This window comes from Nonomuraea ferruginea, assembly GCF_039540635.1.
Taxonomy (GTDB): domain Bacteria; phylum Actinomycetota; class Actinomycetes; order Streptosporangiales; family Streptosporangiaceae; genus Nonomuraea; species Nonomuraea ferruginea.
On sequence record NZ_BAABFD010000032.1, the window covers coordinates 71,907 to 94,682 of the forward strand.

23 protein-coding genes and 2 tRNA genes are annotated in these 22,776 nt (G+C 65.6%); 11 read left to right on the forward strand and 14 right to left on the reverse strand.

Annotated features, from left to right (window positions below; translation table 11 throughout):
- Positions 1 to 30 precede the first annotated feature (30 nt).
- Positions 31 to 507 carry a MarR family winged helix-turn-helix transcriptional regulator gene (locus tag ABD999_RS40955; RefSeq protein ID WP_271275771.1) on the forward strand — a complete coding sequence of 159 codons (477 nt, stop codon included), beginning with the start codon at positions 31 to 33 and terminating at the stop codon, positions 505 to 507.
- On the opposite strand, the gene ABD999_RS40960 is transcribed toward ABD999_RS40955, so the two are convergent.
- The gene (locus tag ABD999_RS40960; RefSeq protein WP_271275772.1) at positions 504 to 1,601 is read right to left on the reverse strand and encodes a D-alanyl-D-alanine carboxypeptidase family protein; all 1,098 of its coding nucleotides are present in this window, start codon (positions 1,599 to 1,601) and stop codon (positions 504 to 506) included. The genes ABD999_RS40955 and ABD999_RS40960 overlap by 4 nt on opposite strands.
- Positions 1,602 to 2,765: 1,164 nt before the next feature.
- On the opposite strand from ABD999_RS40960, the gene ABD999_RS40965 reads away from it, so the two are divergent.
- From ABD999_RS40965 to ABD999_RS40980, 4 genes are all read left to right on the forward strand, one after another.
- Positions 2,766 to 2,838, forward strand: a tRNA-Arg gene (locus ABD999_RS40965).
- Between the two features lie 348 nt (positions 2,839 to 3,186).
- On the forward strand, positions 3,187 to 3,426 hold the full coding sequence (locus ABD999_RS40970) for a hypothetical protein (protein ID WP_271275773.1): 240 nt from the start codon (positions 3,187 to 3,189) through the stop codon (positions 3,424 to 3,426).
- Between the two features lie 3 nt (positions 3,427 to 3,429).
- A complete protein-coding gene (locus tag ABD999_RS40975; RefSeq protein ID WP_271275774.1) occupies positions 3,430 to 4,575 on the forward strand; it encodes a hypothetical protein in 1,146 nt (381 codons plus the stop codon).
- A 2-nt stretch (positions 4,576 to 4,577) separates the two neighbouring features.
- Positions 4,578 to 4,991, forward strand: coding sequence for a hypothetical protein (locus tag ABD999_RS40980; RefSeq protein ID WP_271275775.1), 414 nt, complete (start codon positions 4,578 to 4,580; stop codon positions 4,989 to 4,991).
- An 806-nt stretch (positions 4,992 to 5,797) separates the two neighbouring features.
- Here ABD999_RS40980 and ABD999_RS40985 read toward each other — a convergent pair.
- The 9 genes from ABD999_RS40985 to ABD999_RS41025 all read right to left on the reverse strand — a co-directional run bounded on the left by ABD999_RS40985 (position 5,798) and on the right by ABD999_RS41025 (position 11,857).
- A complete protein-coding gene (locus ABD999_RS40985; protein ID WP_271275776.1) occupies positions 5,798 to 7,162 on the reverse strand; it encodes a tyrosine-type recombinase/integrase in 1,365 nt (454 codons plus the stop codon).
- Positions 7,159 to 7,350 carry a helix-turn-helix transcriptional regulator gene (locus tag ABD999_RS40990; RefSeq protein ID WP_271275777.1) on the reverse strand — a complete coding sequence of 64 codons (192 nt, stop codon included), beginning with the start codon at positions 7,348 to 7,350 and terminating at the stop codon, positions 7,159 to 7,161. The genes ABD999_RS40985 and ABD999_RS40990 overlap by 4 nt, the downstream gene beginning before the upstream one ends.
- Positions 7,350 to 8,678, reverse strand: a complete 1,329-nt coding sequence (locus ABD999_RS40995; protein WP_271275794.1) for a replication initiator — start codon at positions 8,676 to 8,678, stop codon at positions 7,350 to 7,352. Before ABD999_RS40995 ends, ABD999_RS40990 begins: the two co-directional genes overlap by 1 nt.
- 133 nt (positions 8,679 to 8,811) lie before the next feature.
- Complete coding sequence (locus ABD999_RS41000) at positions 8,812 to 8,961, reverse strand: hypothetical protein (protein ID WP_271275778.1); 150 nt, start codon at positions 8,959 to 8,961, stop codon at positions 8,812 to 8,814.
- Positions 8,962 to 8,966: 5 nt separating this feature from the next.
- The gene (locus ABD999_RS41005) at positions 8,967 to 9,128 is read right to left on the reverse strand and encodes a hypothetical protein (protein ID WP_270153047.1); all 162 of its coding nucleotides are present in this window, start codon (positions 9,126 to 9,128) and stop codon (positions 8,967 to 8,969) included.
- A gap of 14 nt (positions 9,129 to 9,142) precedes the next feature.
- Complete coding sequence (locus tag ABD999_RS41010; protein ID WP_271275779.1) at positions 9,143 to 9,463, reverse strand: hypothetical protein; 321 nt, start codon at positions 9,461 to 9,463, stop codon at positions 9,143 to 9,145.
- A 14-nt stretch (positions 9,464 to 9,477) separates the two neighbouring features.
- A complete protein-coding gene (locus tag ABD999_RS41015) occupies positions 9,478 to 10,173 on the reverse strand; it encodes a DUF2637 domain-containing protein (protein WP_271275780.1) in 696 nt (231 codons plus the stop codon).
- 27 nt (positions 10,174 to 10,200) lie between these two features.
- On the reverse strand, positions 10,201 to 11,514 hold the full coding sequence (locus ABD999_RS41020) for an FtsK/SpoIIIE domain-containing protein (RefSeq protein ID WP_378525378.1): 1,314 nt from the start codon (positions 11,512 to 11,514) through the stop codon (positions 10,201 to 10,203).
- A 13-nt stretch (positions 11,515 to 11,527) separates the two neighbouring features.
- Complete coding sequence (locus ABD999_RS41025; protein ID WP_271275782.1) at positions 11,528 to 11,857, reverse strand: SCO3933 family regulatory protein; 330 nt, start codon at positions 11,855 to 11,857, stop codon at positions 11,528 to 11,530.
- Positions 11,858 to 12,008: 151 nt separating this feature from the next.
- On the opposite strand from ABD999_RS41025, the gene ABD999_RS41030 reads away from it, so the two are divergent.
- From ABD999_RS41030 to ABD999_RS41040, 3 genes are all read left to right on the forward strand, one after another.
- Positions 12,009 to 12,392, forward strand: coding sequence for a winged helix-turn-helix domain-containing protein (locus ABD999_RS41030; RefSeq protein WP_271275783.1), 384 nt, complete (start codon positions 12,009 to 12,011; stop codon positions 12,390 to 12,392).
- 247 nt (positions 12,393 to 12,639) lie between these two features.
- Positions 12,640 to 13,668 carry a P-loop nucleotide/nucleoside kinase family protein gene (locus ABD999_RS41035; protein WP_271275784.1) on the forward strand — a complete coding sequence of 343 codons (1,029 nt, stop codon included), beginning with the start codon at positions 12,640 to 12,642 and terminating at the stop codon, positions 13,666 to 13,668.
- Positions 13,665 to 14,255 (forward strand): guanylate kinase, encoded by a 591-nt coding sequence (locus ABD999_RS41040; protein ID WP_271275785.1) that lies wholly within the window; start codon positions 13,665 to 13,667, stop codon positions 14,253 to 14,255. Before ABD999_RS41035 ends, ABD999_RS41040 begins: the two co-directional genes overlap by 4 nt.
- Here ABD999_RS41040 and ABD999_RS41045 read toward each other — a convergent pair.
- Complete coding sequence (locus ABD999_RS41045) at positions 14,243 to 14,533, reverse strand: hypothetical protein (protein WP_271275786.1); 291 nt, start codon at positions 14,531 to 14,533, stop codon at positions 14,243 to 14,245. The two genes, ABD999_RS41040 and ABD999_RS41045, sit on opposite strands and share 13 nt — an antisense overlap.
- 176 nt (positions 14,534 to 14,709) lie before the next feature.
- On the opposite strand from ABD999_RS41045, the gene ABD999_RS41050 reads away from it, so the two are divergent.
- Positions 14,710 to 14,961, forward strand: coding sequence for a GntR family transcriptional regulator (locus ABD999_RS41050; RefSeq protein WP_271275787.1), 252 nt, complete (start codon positions 14,710 to 14,712; stop codon positions 14,959 to 14,961).
- Positions 14,962 to 15,576: 615 nt separating this feature from the next.
- Positions 15,577 to 17,316, forward strand: a complete 1,740-nt coding sequence (gene vsr, locus ABD999_RS41055; RefSeq protein ID WP_271275788.1) for a DNA mismatch endonuclease Vsr — start codon at positions 15,577 to 15,579, stop codon at positions 17,314 to 17,316.
- 443 nt (positions 17,317 to 17,759) lie between these two features.
- Here vsr and ABD999_RS41060 read toward each other — a convergent pair whose 3' ends face one another.
- The 3 genes from ABD999_RS41060 to ABD999_RS41070 all read right to left on the reverse strand — a co-directional run bounded on the left by ABD999_RS41060 (position 17,760) and on the right by ABD999_RS41070 (position 21,647).
- Positions 17,760 to 19,268: a DEAD/DEAH box helicase gene (locus ABD999_RS41060; protein ID WP_271275789.1), complete on the reverse strand. Its 1,509-nt coding sequence runs from the start codon at positions 19,266 to 19,268 to the stop codon at positions 17,760 to 17,762.
- A 242-nt stretch (positions 19,269 to 19,510) separates the two neighbouring features.
- Positions 19,511 to 21,055: a ParB/Srx family N-terminal domain-containing protein gene (locus tag ABD999_RS41065; RefSeq protein ID WP_271275790.1), complete on the reverse strand. Its 1,545-nt coding sequence runs from the start codon at positions 21,053 to 21,055 to the stop codon at positions 19,511 to 19,513.
- 10 nt (positions 21,056 to 21,065) lie between these two features.
- Positions 21,066 to 21,647 (reverse strand): sigma-70 RNA polymerase sigma factor region 4 domain-containing protein, encoded by a 582-nt coding sequence (locus ABD999_RS41070; protein ID WP_271275791.1) that lies wholly within the window; start codon positions 21,645 to 21,647, stop codon positions 21,066 to 21,068.
- 435 nt (positions 21,648 to 22,082) lie between these two features.
- On the opposite strand from ABD999_RS41070, the gene ABD999_RS41075 reads away from it, so the two are divergent.
- Positions 22,083 to 22,164: transfer RNA gene (locus tag ABD999_RS41075), tRNA-Arg, on the forward strand.
- The last annotated feature ends 612 nt before the right edge of the window (positions 22,165 to 22,776 follow it).

The window sequence follows — 22,776 nt, forward strand, 5'->3', positions numbered from 1 at the left end:
ATGTCACGAAAATTCCTTACACTGATCCCCATGACGAGACCGCGACCGCAAGAAGAGACCGCGCGCCAGGCCTGGGCGGCCTACCGCAGGCTGCACCTGCTCGTGGACGCGGAGATCGCGCGCGACCTGGAGCGGGACACCGGCCTGTCGATGGCCGACTACGAGGTGCTGGACGCGGTGGCGGCGATGTCCGACGGCGAGCACTGCATCCGGGTGAACGGCCTCACCGCCCGGATGAACTGGGCCCACAGCCGGCTGTCCCGCCAACTCGGCCGGATGGAACGGCGAGGGCTGATCGCCCGCCAAGCCTGCGAGCTCGACGGCCGCGGCGACGACGTCGTGCTCACCGAGTCAGGCCGGCAGGTCTACGCCGAGGCCGCCCCGGCCCATCTCGCCTCGATCCACCGCCACTTCACCGCGTCGCTGTCCGCACAACAACTGGAAGCCCTGATCGGCATCGAGCAGACCATCGGCGCGTCGGCGACGAGCATGCGTGAAGAGCTCTAAAGCACCGAGTCGGCCTCGGGATCGTACTCCCAGTGCCACGGCTCGAACGGGCTGCGGTAGGCCCAGTCAGGGTGGATCCACCCGTACTTCTTGCCGTACTTCTCCAGCCAGTTGAACTCCGCCGACCGGAACCTCTCCACCCCGCCACACAGGTCCACGGCCAGCCCCAGCCCGTGGTTGCTCTTCCCCGGCACGGCCGCGAACCCCGGCCGCCGGTAGTAGACCGACTGCTGCTCCGCCAGGCTCCGGTAGGCGTCCGTCACGCACATCGGCCTGCCGAACTGCTTGCGGTAGGCCTCGTTCAGACTGACGAACGCGATCGCCGCGTCCGCCCGCAGGCTGTGCCCCTTCTGCTGCAACGGGCAGAGCATGCTCGTCGGGATCAGCCCGTTGGGGTAGTCGTTGGCCGTGGCCGCCCGCAGCGGGTTGCACCCGAGCGCCGCCTTCTCCACCTTGTCGATCTTGATGCCGAGCTTCACCAGCTGCTGGGTCAGCGACTTGACGACCTTGTCGGACTTCTTCCTGAGCAGGTCGATCTCCGCCGCCATCTGCGCCTCGGCGAGCAGGTTGCCCGCCCGCAACTCCTGCGCGTCGCCGGCCAGCCGCTGCGTGTGCAGGGTGAGCGTGCTCGTCTCCTCCACCGCGTGCTGCCGCACCGTGACCATGTGGTTGACGTTCGCCAGCGCCCGCAAGGTATCGCTGTTGGAGTCACCGGCCAGGAACGACGCCACCCCGTCGGCGCCGACGGGCTGCTGGTAGAGCAGCTCGGCCAGTTGCGACACCGGCCGCCGCACCTGCGCGAGCTGCCGCTCCGCCACCTCAAGGGCCTTCAGCTTCTCCTTGAGCTCCTTCTCGGCGGCGGCGAAGTCCGTGCGGCGCTTCTCCAGAGCCTTGGTGGCGTCCTCCAGCTCCTGGGCGGAACGCTGCGCTTCCTTGCGCAGCGCGGTGAGGTCCTTCGGGTTCTCGTTCGCCCTCTTGTTCGCCTTCTTGTTCGCCGCGGCCTCGCGTACGGACTGCTGACCGGCATGCGCGGCCTGCCCGGCGGCCTGGGCCGCCCCGGCCGCGGGCACGCCCGCCAGGGAGGTCATCGTCATGACAACCGCGATCAGACCTGCTGACCGAGGGGCTGGCACGTTCGACTCCTCCGCTTTGCAAACTCGTGACGCGGGTCCGGCACGCACGTTACTACAGCCCTCTGAGTGTCCGGACCGAACTCCGGAGAGCCGTTATGACATGAACGACGCTTTTGCCCCTTCAAGACGACCGCTGCCCTTGTCTGTCAGTACGCGGCGGACAGGCTTGCGGTTCTATGGCGAGCGGGATTCAGGGCGGCTGGGCTTCTCGACTTCTGGGCTTCTGGACTGCTGGGCTTCCGGCAGGTTGGGCATTCGGCACCCTCGGCTTTCGGCACGCTTGGCTTGCGGCGCCCTGGACCTCCTGCGCCCTGGGCCTCCTGCACCCCCGGCCTCCTGCACCCCGACTTCCGGGAGGCTCGGCTCCGGGCACCTGGGCTTCCGGAAGGCTTGGCCTCGGGCACCTGGGCTTTCGACGTGCCTCGGCTTCTGGCACGGCGAGACTTCTGGGGCAGGGAGTTTGCTGGGGCTCAGGACGCGGCTCCGAGCCCCAGCCACCCCCACACCGGGAGTCAGTCACGGCGCCGCGACCCGGCCGCCACCCTCCGCTCATGCTCCCGGCAGAACTCCCACAGCCACGTGTCCTCCCACTCCTCCGGACACGCCTCCGCAGTCGGCGACGGCTTGCCCCGTGACGTCTCCCTCACCACGTCCTCCGGCTCCCGAGTCCGCGACCGAACCTTGGGCGCCACCACAGCTCTCACCACCGGCGCCTCCTCAACGACCGGAGCAGGTGCCACCTGAGCAGGCACCGGCGCCGCGAACGCCCGTACCGGATGAGCCGGCGCAGGCGCGACCACCGGCCCGAACAGGACCGGCCTCTCCCCCGCCACCACACCCCGCCGACCACCCACCCGCTCGTCCCGCCCCGCTTCCCCGGCCGCCAACCCAGCAGCGAAGATCGCCGGCGCCAGCAGCGCCGCAAACAGCACCACCGGCCGCCGGCGCGCCTGCCTCCGTCGCCTCGCATCCACAGGTGGGACGGTATCCGCGTCACCTGTCCCGAAAGGTGATCACTTGCCAGGGCTTTACCGCAGCTCACACCACCCATGACGTGGGCTCCGGCAAGTCACCGGGGCCGGGTGGCACACGGAGGGCCGGACTTTCGCTAGGCTTGGTCTGTCCGCCTCCGTAGCTCAGGGGATAGAGCACCGCTCTCCTAAAGCGGGTGCCGCAGGTTCGAATCCTGCCGGGGGCACTCTCTTCGACCAGGATTTTCGCCCGTTGACCTGCGGTTTCACAGCCGCAGGTCTTTTGCTTTCTTGATCCTTCATGGGCCGCCGAGAGCACCCGTGTGCAGCCATAGGACCTTGATCACGGGAGATATACGGGATGATCTTGAGGCCTATTCCGCCATGCCGACCAGGGAAGACACTGCCCGCGTCGACCACGTAGAGCCGCCAGAAGGCCGTCCAAGCCTGCGAGGGGCTCCGTTCGGCGATATCAGACCAATCCAGACGATTCGGTTGCTCTGACTCCTGCACCGCAGTCCAATGGCGTCACACCTCGATCTCGTGTCCCATCGCCGCGCCCGAGGGAGTCGCGCATGACCCGGGAGCAAGTGGAACAGGCGTTACGCCGAGCAGAGCAACTCACCGACGAGGCCAGGACCAGCCTCGACCGGGCGGTGACGCTGATGGCGCAGAACATCTGGACCGGGCCGGCCGCCCAACGCTTCGGCCAGGAGCTCACCGGTCAGCGCCAGGTCCTTCTCAAAGCCTGCATCGAGACGGTGAACGAACTTCGAGCGCTGCTCGCCCGCACCCCGGCCGACAGCCCCGGCTGAGCCATGGGCGAGCTCGAAGGCATGGTCCCCGAAGGCGTCCGAGCGCTGAAAGCGGCCATGCACACCGCCGAGACCTCGTTGGGCTCCATCGGCGACGAGCTATGGGAGCTGCTGCGGGGAGCCTGGATATCGCCTGTCCCGGCCAACAAGATCCGCCAGGTAGCCGCGTGGGCCGGACAGCAAGGCCCGGAGATCAACCGGCGGTTACTGCTCCTGGAGCGGATGGAGCTCAACAAGCCGGAATTGTTCAGCGGCGGCAAGCCCGTCATGGTGGACGAGGCGTTACTCGCCCCCGGCGCGGTGCTCCCGGTGACCGGAAGTTTCTGGGACCGTCTCGGCCAGCAGCTCCAAGCCACCTTTGATCCCAACCTCAACTCCGGCGACCCGGTGATCGAACTCGCCAAGGGCGCCGTCGAGGGCGCAACCGGACTAGGCCAGACCGTACTCACCATGACCCCCAACCGCATCATCTTCGACTACTGGGGGTGGGAACGCGACGCCGGTGACGTCGCCCAAGCAGTGATCGCGGGCGTTCAGGATCCGCTCGGGTTCGCCAAGGCAGCGGCGGACTGGGACACCTGGATAACCAACCCCGAACGAGCCTTCGGCCGCCTCATCCCGGACATCCTTGCAGCCCTCGGATCAGGCGGGTCGAGCAGCGTAGCCTCTGGTGGCAAGCGCGTTGCCGGAGCTCTAGCGAAGGCCGCGGAGAGCACGAGGGTACGCCCTTCAGGGAAGACATCATCGCTCGACAACGGAACTCCTGGACGCGTAGACCAAGGAACTCCCCCGCTGTTCCGGGGCGACGGCCGACGAACGGGGAGGATATTCGAGAACGGCATGACCGCCCGCAACCCTGAGATGGGCCTCGAAGAACACATGACCGGCGGAAACGGCTTGATCGCGGCTTCCGAAAGCAAGAACGTGGCACGAGGGTTCGCGATCAAACACAAGGGCTTCATCTACGAGATAGACAACTGGGGTAACGGCGAGCCCGTGAAATACAGGGACGGCGTGAAGTACCTGCTGCCTGAGCAGGAAGTTGTGTTCAAGCGGATCGAACCAGGCCAGATCAGGGGCGCTTGGCGGCTAGGCCGATTCGACCAGCCGGACACGTGGATACCCAACCCGAACTATGAACCGAGGTGAGCATGTACCGGCTTGAAGCAGTAAATCTCGCAGATGAGTCACGCCTGCCATGCGTCGTAACGCTACGGGACATCGAAGACGACGATATTTGCGAACTCCGCTTCGACCGGCAGAACGCTGCGCCTCTGGTGTTCCGATCACCAGTGGACTTCGAGGACACGCTGACGGAGTTGAGGCAGGAACTTGAGCGCCAGGGCCTGCTCTTGCTGTGCAACAGGTTCCGCCGGAACGCGTTCGTCTCCTCGATGGCCCGGCAGATGAGTACGGGCCTGTCCTGCTATCTCGTGAGCCCCGGCCAGCCGGTAGACCCTGAGAAGCTCGTCGACTCCCTCGGCCCGGCCCCCAGGGAGGCCGTGGTTCTCGCGGAGGAAGCGGCGAAGTACATCGAGGGCTGGATCGCCGGCTTCGACGAGTGATGGCGCTGACTATCGACCGTAGACCTGGTGGCATACCCGGTTGTGCAGACGGGACGCAGGGCGGGAAGGCGGGAACAGCGCGTCGCACCTCGCGGCGATCAAAGGAACCAGCGGGTTTCCGGTACCGCGATGCGCGCCCCTGCTCTCGGTCGCTCTACCTCGGCCCGCGGATACGGAGGGCTTCCTACGCGGTTCGACCCGAACTACGCGCTGCCTCCGGTGACGGCTCACGCCCGATGCTTCTGCCCGTTCACGCTTCACGGTTTTCACTGGCGTAGATTTCGGGCTTGGCACGGTAGAGGCCCGAGCGCTGTTCGTGGGCTCTGGCGACGGGGGAAGCGATACGGCCGGCTTCTCTGCCGTACTCAGGTGGTGTGTTGTCCCCGTGGCGCCTCTCGACCCCTCGGAGGCCCCGCCGGTGCCTGAGACGCTCGACCAGACGCCGAGAACCATGCAGGCCAGGAACCCGGCGGCCAGTGCGAACCTTGCCCGACGATCCGAGCCGTGCAATGTCGACTTCGTCGGCGGCGTCGGAGTCGCGTACCTCCTCCAGCGGAGATCGGCGTTGGCGTCAACGGGCCGAGCTCGCCTTCGAAGTGGCAAGCCGTACGGAGGTCGGCGCAGTGGAGGAAGGTCTTCGGTCGAAGGGCCAGGGCGGTCGTGCTCATCGTGCATAGGGTCTCCCTGATCACTACCCGTGCATCAAAGATTGACGTACCGTGGCGTCGTCTCGTGGGACCGACTCGGCGGACGCTGCGCATGAAGCAGAAGGCCCCGGTCATGCCGGGGCCGAAGTCGAAGGCGGGCTATGGGTCCAAGGCGTCGTTGATCTTGCTGTTGATCTGTTCTTGCTGGCCGTCCATGCACTTGGCGTAGACCCGCAACAGGACGTCAACGCCGTGACCGGCGCGCTTGGCGATCTCCGGTGCCGGGACTCCCGCGTTCAGCCAGAGCGACACAGCGGCGTGACGAAGGTCGTATGGCCGTGCGGCTAGCGACGAGGCGGCCTGTGCCGGGGTGAGGGCGAGTTTCCGGGCCTCTTGCCAGACGTAGGAGTACGCCGAGCTGGAGTAGCTCCCATCGGTGCCGGTCCGGAAGATCCTGCCGTCCTTGGCAGTGCCGTACTCGGCGATGTGCTCGCGGAGCATGGCGACCAGGACGGGCGGGATCGGGATCTCTCGCGTCTCCTTGTCCGCGCGGTGCTTCAAGCTGCGCGACTCGTGGGTTTCGCCGGAGTTGGTCCAGCGCTTCGTTCCCTGTGGCCGGGCCCGCTCCAGGATGATCAGGCCCCAGCCCGATTCCGGCAGGGTGCAGTTCTTCTGCCGCAGATCGGCCGCTTCCTCCGGCCGGAGGGCGGCGTAGTAGATGCAGGCGAACAGCGATTTGAGCCGCGGACCTCGCTTGCGCCCCACCTTGGGCACGGCGTCGAGGAGCTGACGCGCTTGGGTCGGATTGACCACCGTTCTGGGGTCGACGACCGTCACGGCTTTGGGTGCCGTCCATTTGATCGCATCCAGCGGGTTGCCGCTGAACGTTTTCTGCTCGACCGCATGCTCCAGCAGGTGATGAAGGACGGCACGCTTACGACGCACCGTGTTCGCACCCGCTGGGGTATCGGCGAAGGTGACTGAGATGGCGTCGAGGGCCGTACGGAGAACGTCTGCCTCCCCGAGGGTCGACAGCGGAAGCGATGCCCGTTCCAGCCAATGCAGAGTCGCCGTCTGTGTCGTGGTCAGGGCGGCCCGCCGCTTCTCCGGAAGCAACGCATGGATCCTGAGCACCTCCCGCAGTGCCTCCGCAGAGGGACGGCGCGGCGCGTCCCTCACCAGGGCGGGGATGAGGCTCAGGAGCGCGTACGCGTCCGTCTCCCGAGTTCGAGCCGCCGAGGTGTTCCAGCGCCGGAGCGCGTACGACTGCGCGAACTCCAGGAACGATGGACCGGAGCTTGGTGGCGCTGCCATCGACACCGGCAGGCCGGTGGCGACATCGAACTCTTCCCCCAGCTTGGCCGCTTGCCGAAGGTCGGACATGAAGGCGTTGGCCAGCCCTTTGGTACGGAAGCTCTTCGACCTCTCCTTGCCTGCCACCCGCCAGCGCGCGACGAAGCTCGACGCGCCACCATTGGATCTTTGCTGGATCTGGCTGAAACGCACGTCGTAGGTGGTGTTCACACTGCCTCCCGTCGCGAGTCGAGCCAGGCCATGAGGTCGCTCCGCCAGACACGGAGTTCGAGGTTGGGCAGTTGAACGCAGACCGGCGCGCGGCCGAGTTCGCGCCAGCGGTAGAAGGTGCGTCGAGAGACCCCACCGAGTTCGGAGAGGACCTGCGGAACCGTCAGCAGCTCGTCACGCCTACTCATCAAGCATCACCACCAGTGGCGGGAAGCCGTGTGCCGGTGAGTGCGGCGGCGAGGAGTTGGTCTCCGAGGGAGAGGCCCTGTCCGGCGTACTCCCAGTGCGCGATGACGAGGACGGTGTCTTCCTCGAAGAGGGGCAGGCGGCCGGTGGTGACGTTCTCGGCGCACTTGTGTTCTTCACGGGCGGCGCGGAGGGCGCCGAGGGTGGTGGAGTAGCGGCGGGACTTGGTGGAGAAGTGGCCGCGGAAGCCGAGCATGTGAGCCCACTGGATCAGCCGGAGTTCGGCCAGGCTGTCGAGGGCGCCCAGGCGCAGGCATACGGCGATCAGCCGGCGGGCGTGCGGCCGGATCGGGAGCTCGTCGAGGTCGTCGAGGAGTTGGATGCGCCGATCCAGGGTGCCGACGCATTCGGCGGCCTTGGTGGCGTACTTGGCGATGTAGGCGGCGACGGCCTGCTCGGTGAGTTCACCGTCCAGGGTGATGCGGCGGACGTCGAGTTGGCTCCCCCAGCGGAAGACACGGCCGAGTGGCTTGATCTCGGCGGTCACGGCTGCCGCCGCGTGCTGGACGGCGTCGGCCAGGGCCTCAGCCGTGGCCCAGGCGGGGGGCGGCGATGTGGGGCCTTCTGGACCGTCGAGGCGGATCACGGCATGGAAGTGGACGACACCGCGCCGCTGGTACTCGGCGACCTTGGCGAACGAGATGACCGCCTGCTCACGCAGGGCCTTCAGCGTCAGGCCGGAGAGTTTGGCGAAGCGGCGGCGCAAGGCTTCGGTGAAGCGCCGCCACAGCTCAGGGCTGATGGCGTTGAACAGCACCGAGCCGTCGTAGTCGTAGCAGTCCGGACACAGCGGCTCCCCGAGTCGAGGATCGTCGGCGGAGTGCCGGGCGGTGCAGGACATGATGCGGTCGTGCGGGCAGGTGGCGGCGTTGCGGCGGGCGTGGCAGGGCAGGACCTTGCCGTTCTTCTCCCGCCGGACATGCACGGCTCCGAAGGACGGGGCGGTCAGGGTGACGAACAGGCACGGATGCGCGCTGACCGTCTCCGGCACGCTCTTGCCGCCAACGAGGCCAGCGCGGATGAGTTGGTAGGTGTCGGCGCGGTAGATCTCGGCGCAGGACGGGCAGCGGGAGGCGCGGCGGGTCTTGCACGGGACGCGCAGGATGCCGTCTGGTTCGGTGCGGGTGGTGTAGCGGTGCAGGAGTTGGCCGGTGGCCTGGTCGTAGTGTTCGACCTTGCCCCGCAGGTGGATGGGTTGGCGGCAGCCGCCGGTACGGCGGATCTGGGAGGCCCAGCGGTCGTAGTCGGGATGGTTGAGCCGGTCGATCATTCCGGCGACGGCGTGGGAGTGGGCAAGGCAGGGCAAGATGGGACCGTCCTATCCAGTCATCTGGTGTGGGATGGCCCCCGGCCTGGCGGACGTCTTGGCGGATGTGTGGCCAGGCGGGGGGCGCTACAGCGATTCAGGCGCCGTGGTTGTCGAAGCCGGTGCCGTGGCAGTCGGCGCAGGTGTCGTCGGTGAGCCCGGTGCCGCCGCAGGTGCCGCAGCGGTAGCGGGCGATCGGGATGGCGTCGAGGATCTCGGGCCAGTCGGCCCAGGGCTGTTCGGTCATGGCGGTCACCGGTTCTTGCGCGGGCTGATCGTCACGTACATGCGGTAGCTGCGGGGCCGGGCGCGGTCGGGGTAGGCCCGCGACATCGAGGTGACGTCGAAGGCCTCGCGCAGGTGGAACATGCCGAGCGCGATCTCGGCGCGGTTCCCTTCGAGGCGGATACGCACGATGGGTTCTCCTTTTAGTGGGTGTCGGGTGTGATGCAGTCGCGGTAGCTGTCGTGGGCGGCGTGGCGGGCGCGGGCGTCGGACAGGATGGCCACGGCCCGGTACTCGACGGGGCCGAAGCACACCGAGGTGACGTAGTGGCCGCTGTCCTGGTCGGCCGTGCTGCCGAGAAGGCCGGCGATGGCGTCGATCTGGGCGCGCATCTGGTCGTCGTCGGCGTCCTCGGCGAAGTAGTGAACGACGGCCCTGCGAGGGGTGGGCACGTCCGGGTTGGCTTGCAGGAAGGCGGCCAGGTGGATGAGGCCATGTACGAGGGCGAGGCGGTCGTCGGTCATCGGTGATCTCCTGTTCATGCGGTACGCAGGGTGCGCAGCAGCTCTGAGGCGAGCTGGTGGGACACGCCCAGTCGGGCGCGGAGCTGGTCGCGGGTGATGGGCTTGCCGTGGGTGGTGTGGTGTTCGTCGGCGACTCGGCGGGCGTAGTCGACGAGTGCCGGGTCGGGCGTGGGCCCGTCCTGCCGGTCGTCCTGGCCGTCCTCGGTGGCGGGGACGAGCGCGGGGCGGTCCTCGTACGGGACGGCTTGCGGACGCTCCGGGACGGGCGGGGACACTGCCGTCCAGGACGGGGACGTCTGCGGCACGTCCGGGGACGGCTCCAGGCGGCTGGCGGCGGCGCGGCGCTCCAGCATGGAGACGGCGACGAGGAACGCAGCGGCCGGGGTGGCGGCGGTGATCCAGCCCCACACGGTCGAGTCGGCCTGTTGCAGGTTTGCGGCCAGCGACAGCACGACGCCGCCAGCCAGGACGAGCACCGGCCAGGAGACCGGGCCTCGTCGGATGCGGCCGGTCTTCTTGTCGCGTTGGCGTTCGCGGGCGGCCATGACGCACGTGAGGTCGATGCATACGGCGACGGCCCAGGCCATCCAGCCGGTCTGGCCGTGCTCGGTGGCGGTGTCGCGGATGTGGGTGAACGAGCCCGCGCCCGCGATGAGGGCCAGGACGAGGACGGGACCGGTGTCGAGCAGCCAGGCAACCAAGCGGCACATCACAGTTCCTCCCTTCTGGTCAGACGGTCAGGCGGTCTGCGAGTCAGGCAGTTCTTGAGGCTGCGCGGCCATCACGTCCGCCCAGGCCGGGGCGAGGCCGGCATAGGCGTGGGCGGCGTGTTCGGCCGCGGCTTCGCTGACGTAAAAGGAGCGGGCCCGGTACCACTGGCCGTCCTGGCTCGCGACGATGGCGACGCCGGGCGTTTGGGCGGGGATGGCGCGGGCGGAGTCGAGCGCGGCCGGGTCGAGGTCGCCGAGCGTCATGGTCGCGGTCTCCGGGTCGTTGACCCGGTGGCAGATACGGCCCGAGCACTGCGCCCGCAGCGCGGTGACGCCGGGGCCGAGGTCGGAGCCGATCCGCTGGCCGCAGCAGAACAGGTAGATGCCGAACGCCCGCCCGAGCTGCGCCACCCGAAGGAGCGCTGTCGAGGTCTTGGCGATCTCGTCCTTCTCGCTCTTGTCGGCCATCAGGTACAGCTCGGCCAGCTCGTCCACCAGGACCACGACCGGGACCGGTCGCATGGTCGGCGGGAGTTGCCAGATGTTGCGCGCGGCGGCCATCCGGCACACGCCCATCCGGTCGGTCATGAGCGCCACCAGGTCATCGAGCAGCCCGCCGCATTCGGCCCGGCTGGTGGCCAGCGCCGACAGGCGCGGCGCGTACGGGGTGAACTCGACGCCGCCCTTGAGGTCGAAGCCGACCAGCGCCACCGGTTGCGGAGCGAGGCCGACGATCAGGGCGTTGGCGAGGTTGGACTTGCCGGACTGCGTGGCTCCGGCGTTCAGCCAGTGCGGGACGGTCTTGAAGTCGACGACCCACGGCCCGCCCGTCTCCAACCTGCCGACGGTGACCTTGAGCAGTTCGGTCGAGGCCGGGAGCTGGTCGACGGTGACCAGCGGGTCGCGCATGGTCGCGGCCAGCCGGACCCGTCCGGGCTTGTCGGAGGAGACGCGCACGGCGTGCACGCCCCAGGAATGGGCGAGCCGTTCGGCGACGTCGGCATAGTCGGCGGGGATCTGTCCTTCCAGGGTGTGCAGGGTGACGCGCCAGCCGTGCCGAGTCGGCATGGGCAGCCACATCCAGGGCTTGGTGTCCACGGCGACGCGCTGGAACTTGCGCCGGACACGGACAACGCCGGTCGAGGAGACCAGGCCGGGGACGGTGGTGAACCAGAAGCGCTGCCGCTTCTTGGTCAGGCCGCAGCCGAGCGCGACCTTGCGCCAGGTGGCCCGCACGGTGATCGCCGTGATCGGGAAGCCGACGACGAGCCAGAAGGAGCGGTAGTGGAAGCGGCGCCAGGCCCAGAGCCCGGCCACGACGGCGGCCAGGACTCCGAGCATCGGCCAGAGCTGATCAGACACTGGCGGCCTCCTGCTGCGGGAGGAGGGCGGTGGCGCGGTAGGAGATGCCCCACTTCCCGGCGATCTCCCAGACGTAGCCGAGCAGGCCGACGGCGTTGACGGGGTCGCCGGCCTTGATGGGCGGTTCGCCGGTGATGCCGATCTTGACGAGTTCGATGCGGCCGGTCTCGTCTTCGACGGAGACGGTGACTTCGTAGACGGTGTTGCCGTTCTTGTCGGTCTTGATCTCGCCGGTGTCGCGGTTGAGCACGCGAGGGCGCGGTGCCTTCACGCAGGTGATCGTGAGCTTGTTCGTGTCGACGGGGATGGGGACGGTGCGCATGGCGGGTTCCTTCGAGTAGCGGATCAGTGACTCTCTGCATACATAGAACGCTTAGCATTCCAAGTTGTCAAGGGCTTCCACGCAGACTTGGTTGGCATGTCGTGCCGCCTGTGCTGAACTGGAGAGACAGGCACCTCGTGGAAGGCGGCGGATGGTCGAAAAGACCGGTCAGCCCGGCTATCTCCAGATAGCCGACGACCTGCGCGCGCAGATCAGATCGGGCTCACTCGCGCCCGGCGCCGCGCTGCCGTCGACCGCCCAGCTCGGCCAGCGCTACGACGTGTCCGCCAGCGTGGTCAAGGCGGCCATCAGCGTGCTCCGCACCGAGGGGCTGATCGTCGGCCAGCAGGGCAAGGGCGTCTTCGTCCGCGAAGACGCCGCAGCCCGAGCCGAGGAGACCGAGCAATCCGAGCAGGCCGGCTCTTCAGAGCTCATGGAGCAGCTCGCCCAGATGCGCGGCGCTCTGGCGGATCTCGGCGAGCGGATCGCCGACCTGGAGAAGGCCGTGTTCCGAGAGCCGAAGCGATCTCGCTGACCCGGCAGGCCAGCTCCTCCATCTCGGACCGGATCGCACGAAGCTCATCCAGCAGTTCTTTGTTTGCGGTCATTTCGGCACCCCTTTTCTGGCTGGTCGTTATCCCGGCGGGGATGCCGATAGTTCACCGCGGATTCGCGCTCTTGAGTATCACGGAGCGTTAGCTAAGCTTCTGCATTGCTGCCTGCACGGCGGTTACACATGCTCTTACACACGCCCGCCCCTCGAAGTGCGTCAAAAGGATGCGATGAAGACAATTCACCGCCCCGGATGGCAGCCGATCATCCTGCGCCAGCACCGCGAAGCACACGGCCTCACCTTGGAAGCCGCAGGTGACCAGCTCCGCCAGGTCGCCCACCGGCACGGCCTGTCCGCACCGGCCGCCAATTTCCAGACACTCTGGGCACACGAACAGGGATCGGTATATCCCGGACCTCACTACCGCCGCGCCTATTGCCTGCTCTATCAGGCGAATGAGCCGACCCTGGGTTTCCGGCTGCCGCTACCCGGCGAAATAGTCGAAGTGGAAAATTCTATCTCGGATTTGCCCCAACCCTCCGACCCCGCCGCCGACAACGCCGCCGCCCAGGTCATCGAACAGACCCTCGTCAGAGTCTCCGGCGCCCCCGCCAACGCCGAACAAAACGCCCTCCACAACCGCGTCGTGGACGCCTGGCGCCGACGCCACGGCCAAGGCAGCCCCAAACCGATCCTGACCCTCGTCGGCGGCTACGCCGGATCGGGCAAGACCGAGTTCTCCCGCTTTCTGTCCGACATCACCGGCTGGGCGTTCCTGGACAAGGACTCCATCACCCGCGCCATGGCCGAACGGCTGCTCGTCTCCCTCGGCGGCGACCCGCACGACCGGCATACCGAGCTCTACCTGAGCGAGGTCCGGCCGCTGGAGTACCGGTGCCTGATGGAGACCGCGTTCGACAACCTCAAGGTCGGCACCTCGGCCATCCTCGCCGCACCGTTCATCGCCGAACTGGCCGACCCCGCCTGGATCTCGCGGCTGACGAACCGGTGTGCCGCCAAGGGCATCGACGTGGCGGTGGTGTGGGTGCGCTGCGACGCCGAGTCCATGCGCGAGTACATCGAGTTCCGCGGAGCGCCCCGGGACGGCTGGAAGCTGAAGAACTGGGAGACATACACCAGCGGCCTCCAGACCGACACCAGCCCCGATACCGCGCACATCACCGTCGACAACCGGCTCGGAGCCGCGATCAGCCTGGCCGACCAGACCCGCGAGACGTTGAAACGGATCCTGGCATGAGGGGCGTGGTGCTGTACGGGCCACCGGCCAGCGGCAAGAGCACCGTGACCGCCGCCCTGACAGCGCTCGATCCCCGGTTCGTGCTGTTGCGCAAGCTCAAGGCCGGCATCCCACGCGGCAGCGAGTACGAGTTTGTCAGCTTCGAGCGCCTGGTCGAGCTGCGCAACTCTGGGCGACTGCTCGTCGAGAGCCACCGGTACGGCAATGCCTACGCCGTCGACCGCCGCCAGGTCGAGCAGATCACCGAGGCCGGGCAGATACCGGTCGTGCACGTGGGCAACATCCCCGACATCCGCCGCCTGGCCGCGTTCGGCCCGTGGCTGGCCGTCCTGCTGTGGGTGTCGCGCGAGGCGTGCGAACAGCGCTCTCGCCAGCGTGGCGACGGCGACACCGCTCAGCGGTTGCGCGCGTGGGACGAGACCTTGGCCGACCTGGACGCCCACGATGACGGCTTGTTCGCCTGCCGCTTTCAGACAGACGAGATCGCCCCCGCCAAGGTCGCCCGGCTGATGGCGTGGGTCTTCGCTGATCAGCAGCCGACCGCGTTTGGTCACCGAGCCGGGCCTGTCGAGCTCTACCACGCCTGACCGCGCAGGATCTGTTCCCACAGCTCGATGGCGTCCCGTGATGGCGTCCATGGGCTTTCGGTGATCGCACCGTTGTCGGCGACTCGTCGCACGAACCACAGGCCGGCGGCTGCGCACAACTCGAAGGCAGGTCGGCGACAGCAACAGGTGTGGGCGCGCACGCGCACCCGCTCAACGCGGTGTGCCGGTGAACTCCAGTCCACCAGCTCCGCGTCCGGGCTGGGACTGGCGACATGGGGACCGTGATACGTGTCCTGCAGGAAGCCGCTCTTCGCCATCACTTCGTCTCCCCCTGCTCTTGGCCCAGCGATCGCCGTCCGCGGTGCAACCGTGTGCACGCTGGGGTTGTGCCGGTGTACGAGTGCAGCCTAAGCAGCGAACCTACGGTTGTCTATAGTCCCCTATAGAGCCACCCGGAGCACGACGGTAGATCACGGGCTCCTACAGTCCAAGCGTGGAGTTTCGCGAGGACCAGCCCAGATGGCAGCAAGTCGCCCAGGTGATCCGCGAACGCATCGCGGCCGGCACCTACCGCCCAGGCTCACGCGTCCCCAGCGAGAACGACCTGATGCAAGAGTTCGGCATCGCCCGGATGACCGCCCACAAGGCCATGCGGGCCCTCCGCGAAGAGGGCACCATCTACACCGTCCGCGGCATGGGCAGCTTCGTCAGCTCTCCCGAGAGCGCCGGAGCCGAGGACGCATAGCTCGCGACAAGCGCCCCATAACCACCAGTCTTCGCCGGAGTCACCAACACGAGCCGGACCGAGAACCCGCAGGTCACAAGGTTGTCGCTCCACCGGATGAGACTTTTCTCCACGGTTTCAAGGGCAGCCCGCCTGCGGCGGCCTGCCGCGCGTCGGGCGGACGCTGGCCGCGCTGCGGCTCTACGGCCGGTCGCGGCCAGCACCGCCCACGCGAGTCAGTCTGCCGACGGACTTGAAACCATTTCATCCTCGGGTGACTGAGCAGTTCCGCGACTCTGCAACACGGCGCAGGCCTTGACGAGGCGGCCAGTCTTGCTGGGACAGTAACGGAACTCACGGAGATGGGCCAGCACTTGAGCTGGGCATTCGCGATCGCCACTTTCCAAGTGCGGCGCTTTGGGCTGCCGCGTGGCTTCCGCTCCTCGGGCCTGGCGGCCCTGCGGTGCGGGTCCACTTGCCATCGAATAATTAGGAGAGCCGCCGACCGGGACACTGTGTTCAGCGGCGGGACACAGCAACACCTCTTTACGAATCACACGGCACCGGTCCACACCTACGGCGCGGGCAGGGCAGGCCTACGTCAGCAAACGCTCCGGCTGGCGAGCAGACGCTCGCATGACCTGCTCCGTCTCGCTCGACGAACCACCGATCAACAGCTATCGTACAGGTGTGCTAACGAGGAAGATTCCCCCGATCCGGTACCCGCTGCGCGCCATCGACCTGTTCTGCGGAGCCGGGGGGCTGACTGAGGGCTTCAAGCTTGCCGGCTTCGAAGTGACCTTCGCCTTGGATAAAGATAAGGACTCCTGCGAGACCTACCAGCTCAACCACCCGGAGGTCCGGGTCGAGTGCGGCTCGATCACCGACTACTCTCCGGCGGAAATCGCTGCAATGGCAGGCGGCCGGGTAGACGTAGTGATCGGAGGCCCGAGCTGCCAGGGGTTCAGCACGGCGGGACGCAGGAGTGGTTGGGTCCGGCCAGAGGACGAGCGGAACAGCCTATGGGAGCACATGCTGGCCGTCGTATCGGAACTCAAACCGCGCGCATTTCTCATGGAGAATGTACCCGGAATGGTCTACTGGAAAGCAGGGCATTTCGGTGCAAAAATCCTAGAAGCTTTCGAAGCGCTCGGATATTCGGTAACAAAAGACATCCTACTCTCTGCCGATTATGGCGTCCCCCAAAGGCGTCGACGACTTTTCATTGTCGGCTTGCTCGGAGAAAAAGAATTTACTTTCCCAGAACCCACAAACATGGGTGGCTGGCGGCGTGACACCCTCCACCTGTGGGAGGCGAAGCGCGTCAAGAATGGACTCGAGCGGCATCTGACCGTCTGGGATGCGATTGGCGACCTGCCACCCATCGGCACCGGACCTGGGGTTCCGACGACGAACTATATCGAAGGGCGTTCAACGCCTTTCACTCGCATTATGCGGGGTGACGAGACAGAACTACACGACCATGAGGTCACCCTCCTAAGCGCGGATCATCTGGCACTGATCCATCACGTGCCACAAGGAGGGACATGGCGGGACATTCCTCCACATCTACTTCCAGAGCGATTCATGGGAGGAATGCGGCGCACCGACAGCACGAACCTAATCGGCAGATTGGATCCCGAGCTTCCCTCGTATACCATCAGCACTCAATTCGGGAACGTGACTAGCGGCTGCTTTACCCATCCATATGAGGACCGTTCACTCTCGGTCCGGGAAGGCGCCCGCCTACAGACATTCCCCGATCGTTACCGTTTTATCGGATCGATCCCCTCTCGGGCTAGGCAGATCGGGAACGCGGTGCCACCCCTACTCGGCGGTGTTCTCGCCAGCGCCATTGCCCAAGCGGTAGGGGGACCGAAAGCGCAGGTAGTGCACAAGCGGCCGGTAGTACCTCGGCCAGCCAAGAGCTTGCCAGCACCTCATCCGACCGACGAAGCGACTCGGGCACGGATGCAGCGCCAAGGCAGACGGGACACGGCGCCGGAAATGCGGATCCGTGGGCTGCTAGAGGCCCAAGGCTTCAAGTTCGAAGTCGACGGAAAACCAGAGCCAGGGCTACGACGCACTGCGGACATTCTCTTCCGTCAAGAGAAAATCGCCATCTTCGTTGACGGCTGCTTCTGGCATGGATGCCCGCAGCACGCACGGAAGACGAAATCCAACACCAAGTGGTGGGCTGACAAAATCGAAAAGAACCGCGAGCGGGATGCCCATACATGTGAGACTCTCGAGGCGGCGGGCTGGCGCGTGATCAGGGTCTGGGAGCATGAGGAGCCAGGCAAGGCCACTGAGCGGATTGTCGATGAAGTCCTTAGTCGGCGTACCCACGGAGGTCTCGCCGTTGTCGTCGGCTAGCAGCCATGGTCTTGACGCTTACCACTGCGTCCGCTCGAAGACCTATAGACAAGTCGACCCAGCAAAGGACGTGGTCGCGGTCTAAGACGGTCGAGTCGCCCTTGCTAGACAGTAAAGCTGCGTCGCGAGCTATCGTCCGCAGCAGGAACAACCATGGGCCGGCAGAGTCATAGTCTCCGTGGCAGATAGCCAGGCGCACCGTGTACTCCGCCAAGAGCCAAGCTCTCATCGCGACCATATAAGCGCGGAGTCGGTCCTGGGTGTGTCGGGTCCCGGGCGTCTCCGTCTCCTTGGCATCGGCGACGAAGAGTCGGCGGTGGCGTAGGTCAAGACGGACGACGTCCGGTGTGAGGTCGTCCGTGATCCGTGAGGGTACGGTGTAGCCAGCCAGCACCGCCACAGCGTTCAGGATGTCGACTCGGGTTTCGTGTTGTGGACTCGGCTTACCCATTTCTGCTTGCCCTCCCCATCGATGCACGCAGTGTCAGAAGTTCTTCGAGTAGTAGCACCCGTGTCGGCTGGGGGTCAGGTGGATCCCCGAGGAGCTCCGCCTGCGTCTGAGCCTTGGTGAGCAGGCGGTTGTACTCAGGTTCCTCGATAGTGCCCTCGCACAGAAGCGTGATGTACTCCACCTCTCTCGCTTGTCCGCGACGGTGGATGCGGTCAAGACTCTGTAGATAGTGGGCGGCTTGGTTCGATAGCGACTCGTACACGGCGATCCTCGATCGGTGCAGCGTCAGACCAGCTCCTGCCGCAGCCGGGTTCCCAAGAAACACCATCACGTTGTCGTCTTCCTGAAACCGACGGACGGCTTCCCTACGTTCCTCGGACGGAATGGAGCCGTCCACGCGAACGAGTCCCAGCGGACCATATCGGACTGCCAGATTGTCCAAGTTCGAACGATAGAAGGACCACAGCACCACCTTCTCGTTCTGTTGATTCACGAGCTGGTCGAGCAAATCATCGAGAGCGGCGACCTTCGCCGGCAGTTCCTCATAGCCATCCAAGACCCCAGAGGGGTCCGAACACAGCCGCAGTAGTGAGGAACGACGCGCGAGGAACGACACGGCCTGGCGGCGGAACTCTGCGTCGGTAATCTGGCGGACGTCGGTGATGAGACCTTCGAGAGTGGCAGCGTAGGCAGCAGCCTGCACCGGCTGCATCTGAACCTTAACCCGATTGAAGGATCGGCCAGGCAAGTCCTTCAGTACTACGGATTTGAGGTTCCGAACATAGTGGCCCCGCTCGGTTACTGCTTCGCGAACTTGATTCAGCGCCACCTCCGGCTCCTCATCGAGCCGGACCGCCCCGAAAGTGTGTCCGAAGTCCACCAGGTCGAACTGAGCCACCATGTCAGCTGGGGAGTTAGGGGCCGGTGTGCCGCACAAGGCAAAGGCATGTGTGCACCACTCACGGATTCGGGCAATGGCTCCCGTTCGGCGGGCGTCCGGGTTCTTAACGTTGAATGACTCGTCCACCGCCAGTACAGCGCGACAGCGCCGTGCCAGCAGTCGCACGGCGGGCTCCGATGTCACGGCCGATTCGTAGTTCATTACCACCACATCAGCCCCGCTGGTCAGTGCCTTAGTCTTCTCGGCCTTCGAGCCATCGACCACGGCAACCCGGTAGACACCTTCGGCAAAGTGCTCGAACTGCACCTCCCACTCACGCACCATGGACTTCGGAGCCATGACGACCAGCACGTCAGCGAGATTGCGCTCCACGAGCAGATCGAACGTCGCGATCATCGTGATGGTCTTGCCCGTGCCCTGCTCATCGAACACGCAACCGCCCCAACTGCTGTCTACAGTGAGTGCCGCGACATTCAAGACCTGGTGGTCATCGAGCCGTTCGGCCAGACGACTGTCGGCAATGGCTGCCCGGGCGGCGTCCACACCGCCAGCAAGCACCGCGCGAGCCCGGGCTACGACCTCCGTCGCGCTCTCACGCATCCGGACTCGGTTCTGCACGGCTCTCTCTGCATCTACTGTCCAGTCGAGCAGTCCTCTGCCTGCCGTCATCACCTGCGGTCCGTCCTCGAACCGGAATAGCAGGCTCCCGTTGTCTGATCGACCCCTGGGCATATCTGGCACCTGACGGAGAGCGGACCGCAGCTTCGCCAAGTCCTGATGGCGGGGCACCACTAGTACACCGCGCCGCCCTGGGTCCAATTCCACTGTGCCGAGCGGCCCGCTCATGGGCGCTCTACTGGCGCAATCCCCTGGCTGCGAAGGGCGCCGTCCACAGCACCCAACGCACCAGTTAGCACCCGGTCAAGGTTCATCAGCATGGACTGGTCGATGCGTGCCCAGTCATCGGGGGAAGCTGACCCGAACCGTGCGACGGCTGTGTGCAACCACTGCTCGAAGCCGATTTTCTTGGTTGGACTGTTACGCGAGGCGAGCCCGATCGCCTCGTTCACCATGCTCAAAGCCCGCGGCTGGTCCGTGGCCGCGAGGGCATGGGCCTCCATCAATACCTTCAAGGCATTCTCGTCCGCGACAACCTGGTGCAGTTTCCGGACCTGGGCGCCGCTATCGAGCACATCGTACATCAGGTCATAGACCACACCCTTGAGGTCGTCGTCCTGGTCCAAGCGCTCGGTCAGTTTTTGCCCCTTCTTGCCAGCGTCGATCTCGTAGAACCACTGGAAGATGTCGTTGGCGCGGTACTTCGTCTCTGCCCGTTCGCGTCCCTTCTCCTCGTGATAATCCTGGAAATCCTCGCTCCACTGCATCATCTTCAAGTAACGGTTGACCTCTTGCGTCCGGATCGCGAACCGCCCAGCAACCTCCCGCTTGATCTGGTTGTCCAGATTGGTCGTGAATCGACCGCGGACGTCGCTGCGAGCGAGTCGATACGCCGCGACCACCTGCCGTGCCTTGACGTACTCCTCCCATGCCTGCTTGTACTCCGGCTCGAAGTTCAAGGCAACGACGATCGCTTCGAACTGGTCCTCGGTTGTCCCCTTTGGGGCCCGCCAGACGCGGATCCACCGCGCCCGATCGCGCTCCTCGGCAGTGAATCCCTTGGCGGACAGAACATACTTGGCGGCGGCGATGCGTCGGTTGCCGTCTTTCGGTTCGCCTTCGTGGGTTACGATCGGCGGCCGCTCGACGCCCTTACGCGCGATGCTCCGGGCCAACGCTTCGATCTCGAAGGGATCTTCCTTACCCATACTGGGCAGATCCAGTTGACCTTGTACGAGCATAAGCATCTCGTCGTCGTCGGGGAGACGGTGGTTGCGCTCCTTGAACTCCTCGACCTGCAATTCGACTCGGTGGTTGTCTTTCCACAGGATCAATTCGTTGACATCGACGTACCCCTCGGTCATCGGAATAGCGTGGTTGTGGAACTGCGGTGTCGGCAACACTTCCCGAGGGTCGAGCCCATGCTTAGAAACCAGCCTGATTCCACCGTCGCTCGGCCCGGCAGGGATCCGAGGGGTAGCGACCAGTTCGCTCACCCTGCGTTGAATGTCGCGGACGACCCGTTCCCTGGTCGCAGGGTCCGGGTTTCGACCTCCGGTACGCAGGACCACCAGAATCTCGGTGAACAGACGGTCCGCGTCTGCTGTGCTCAGAGGCTGCGCAGCGGCCAGTTTGAGGGCCTGATTGACCTCGTCTCCGTAGTCCGCGGTGAGTTCGGCCAGTTCCTCGTTGAGCGCATCAAAGAGAGTACCGCCGCCAAGGTGCATCGAGTTACCCTCGGTCATCATCGTGATCGTCTCCCTATCCATGGATTCATGTCTACTGTTCGTGGACCATCTGGTTCGTGACGAAGGTCGCCAGCCGGTCGAGACCGCGCTTGCGCCAGGTACCGATCGAGTTCGCCTCAACGCTCTCTCCGAGGATGTCGCTGGCCTGAGTGGCGACCTCGGTGATCGTGAGCGGATCACCCTCGTAGATCCCTGCCAGATACAGCAGGGTCACCACACGGATCCGCGCGTTCTCCCACGTCTTCACGTGAGCGACCATCTCCGTGTACCGAGCGGTAGAGAGAGCCTCCTGTTCGGCAGAGGGATACTCGCCGTCCAGGTGCACAGCGTCCGTGCTCAGAGCGAGGGCCTTCTGCCGCCGTCTCAGCCCGTTGCGGGCGCAGGAGTAGAGGTATTTCTTCATGTCCTCGATCGGTGTTTTCCGTGCGTTACGCTCGAGCAACCGGACGATCGCGTCGAGGATCGCGTCCTCCACGTCGGCCTGGTTGACGCCCATCGACTGCACGAGCATGCGCACGCAGCCGTCGAAAAAGCCGGTCGAGATCAGGTGCGTGATCTCCTGCTCTAGGTCTGTAGGCCCGCTCAGTTCGCCGCTGAGGTCTCGATCGCTCACACCAGTAAGAGTCGTGAGATGACTACTTTTTGACACTCAGCTCAAGATTCTTTGGAACTCCGGAGGTCCTGCCAGCTCAACGTGACGAAGGTCAGCACGGAGCCAGCGCCGAAGCAGGTCGAGGAAGCGGTGTGAGAACTCCCTGTACGGATCGAGACGGCTCGGCGACACGGGCCGCTCGTGTCGTCAGCCCCGGAGCGCATCACCCACGGACAATGCCATACCGCCGCAGTGACAGCCTGTGCACAAGCATCCTTCGACAGTCGTCAACGACCTTCTAGGCTGTGGCGGCGGGCGGCCACGGTCTTCGGCGCCGGAGAAGGATGAGGTGTTCCCACCTAAGGGTGGACAGGCATATTGCCGTGCTGCTGACTCCGGGGCGCGGGACATACGCGGGATGATCAGGGAGCCACTAGTCGACGACTACGGCATTTAGCCAGCTCAGAGTGAGTGCATAGGCATCTCGACCACCGCTCTCCTAAAGCGGGTGCCGCAGGTTCGAATCCTGCCGGGGGCACTCTCTTCGACCAGGGTTTTCACCCGTTGACCTGCGGTTTCTCAGCCGCAGGTCTTTGCGTTCCTGATCCTTCATGGCCGCCGAAAGCACCCGTATGCAGCCGTAAAACCTTGTTGATTCCGTCGCCCCTCTCAATTCTTTCGGGGGCGCCGCCCCAGGCGTTCGACCAGATGCCGAGCACGACGCAGGCCAGGAACCCTGCGGCCAGCACAAGTCTGGCCCGACGGTCCGAGCCGTTCAATGTCGATCTCGTCGGCGACGCCGGAGTCACGGACCGCCTCCACCGGAGATCGGCACTGGCATCGACGGGGTGGACTCGCTTCCGAAGCGACATGCCGTACGGAGGTCGTCGGCGCGCGCGCACAGGTGACCGAACAGCCCGCCCGGCACCGATACCGGTCTCCGCGTTCACATCGACGGAATCCCTGCGCGATCCACTCACATGGGGCCAGAATGACGGGCATGGAAACAAGACTCCATTAGAGCCCGCGTTCCGCAGCTAATCCATGATCCAGGGCATGTTCGGGTGTGAAACCGCAGGTCGGTGGCTTACGACTTGGTGGAAACGGCGAAAGGCCCTAGTGACACGATTTCAGCGATAACACCATCACT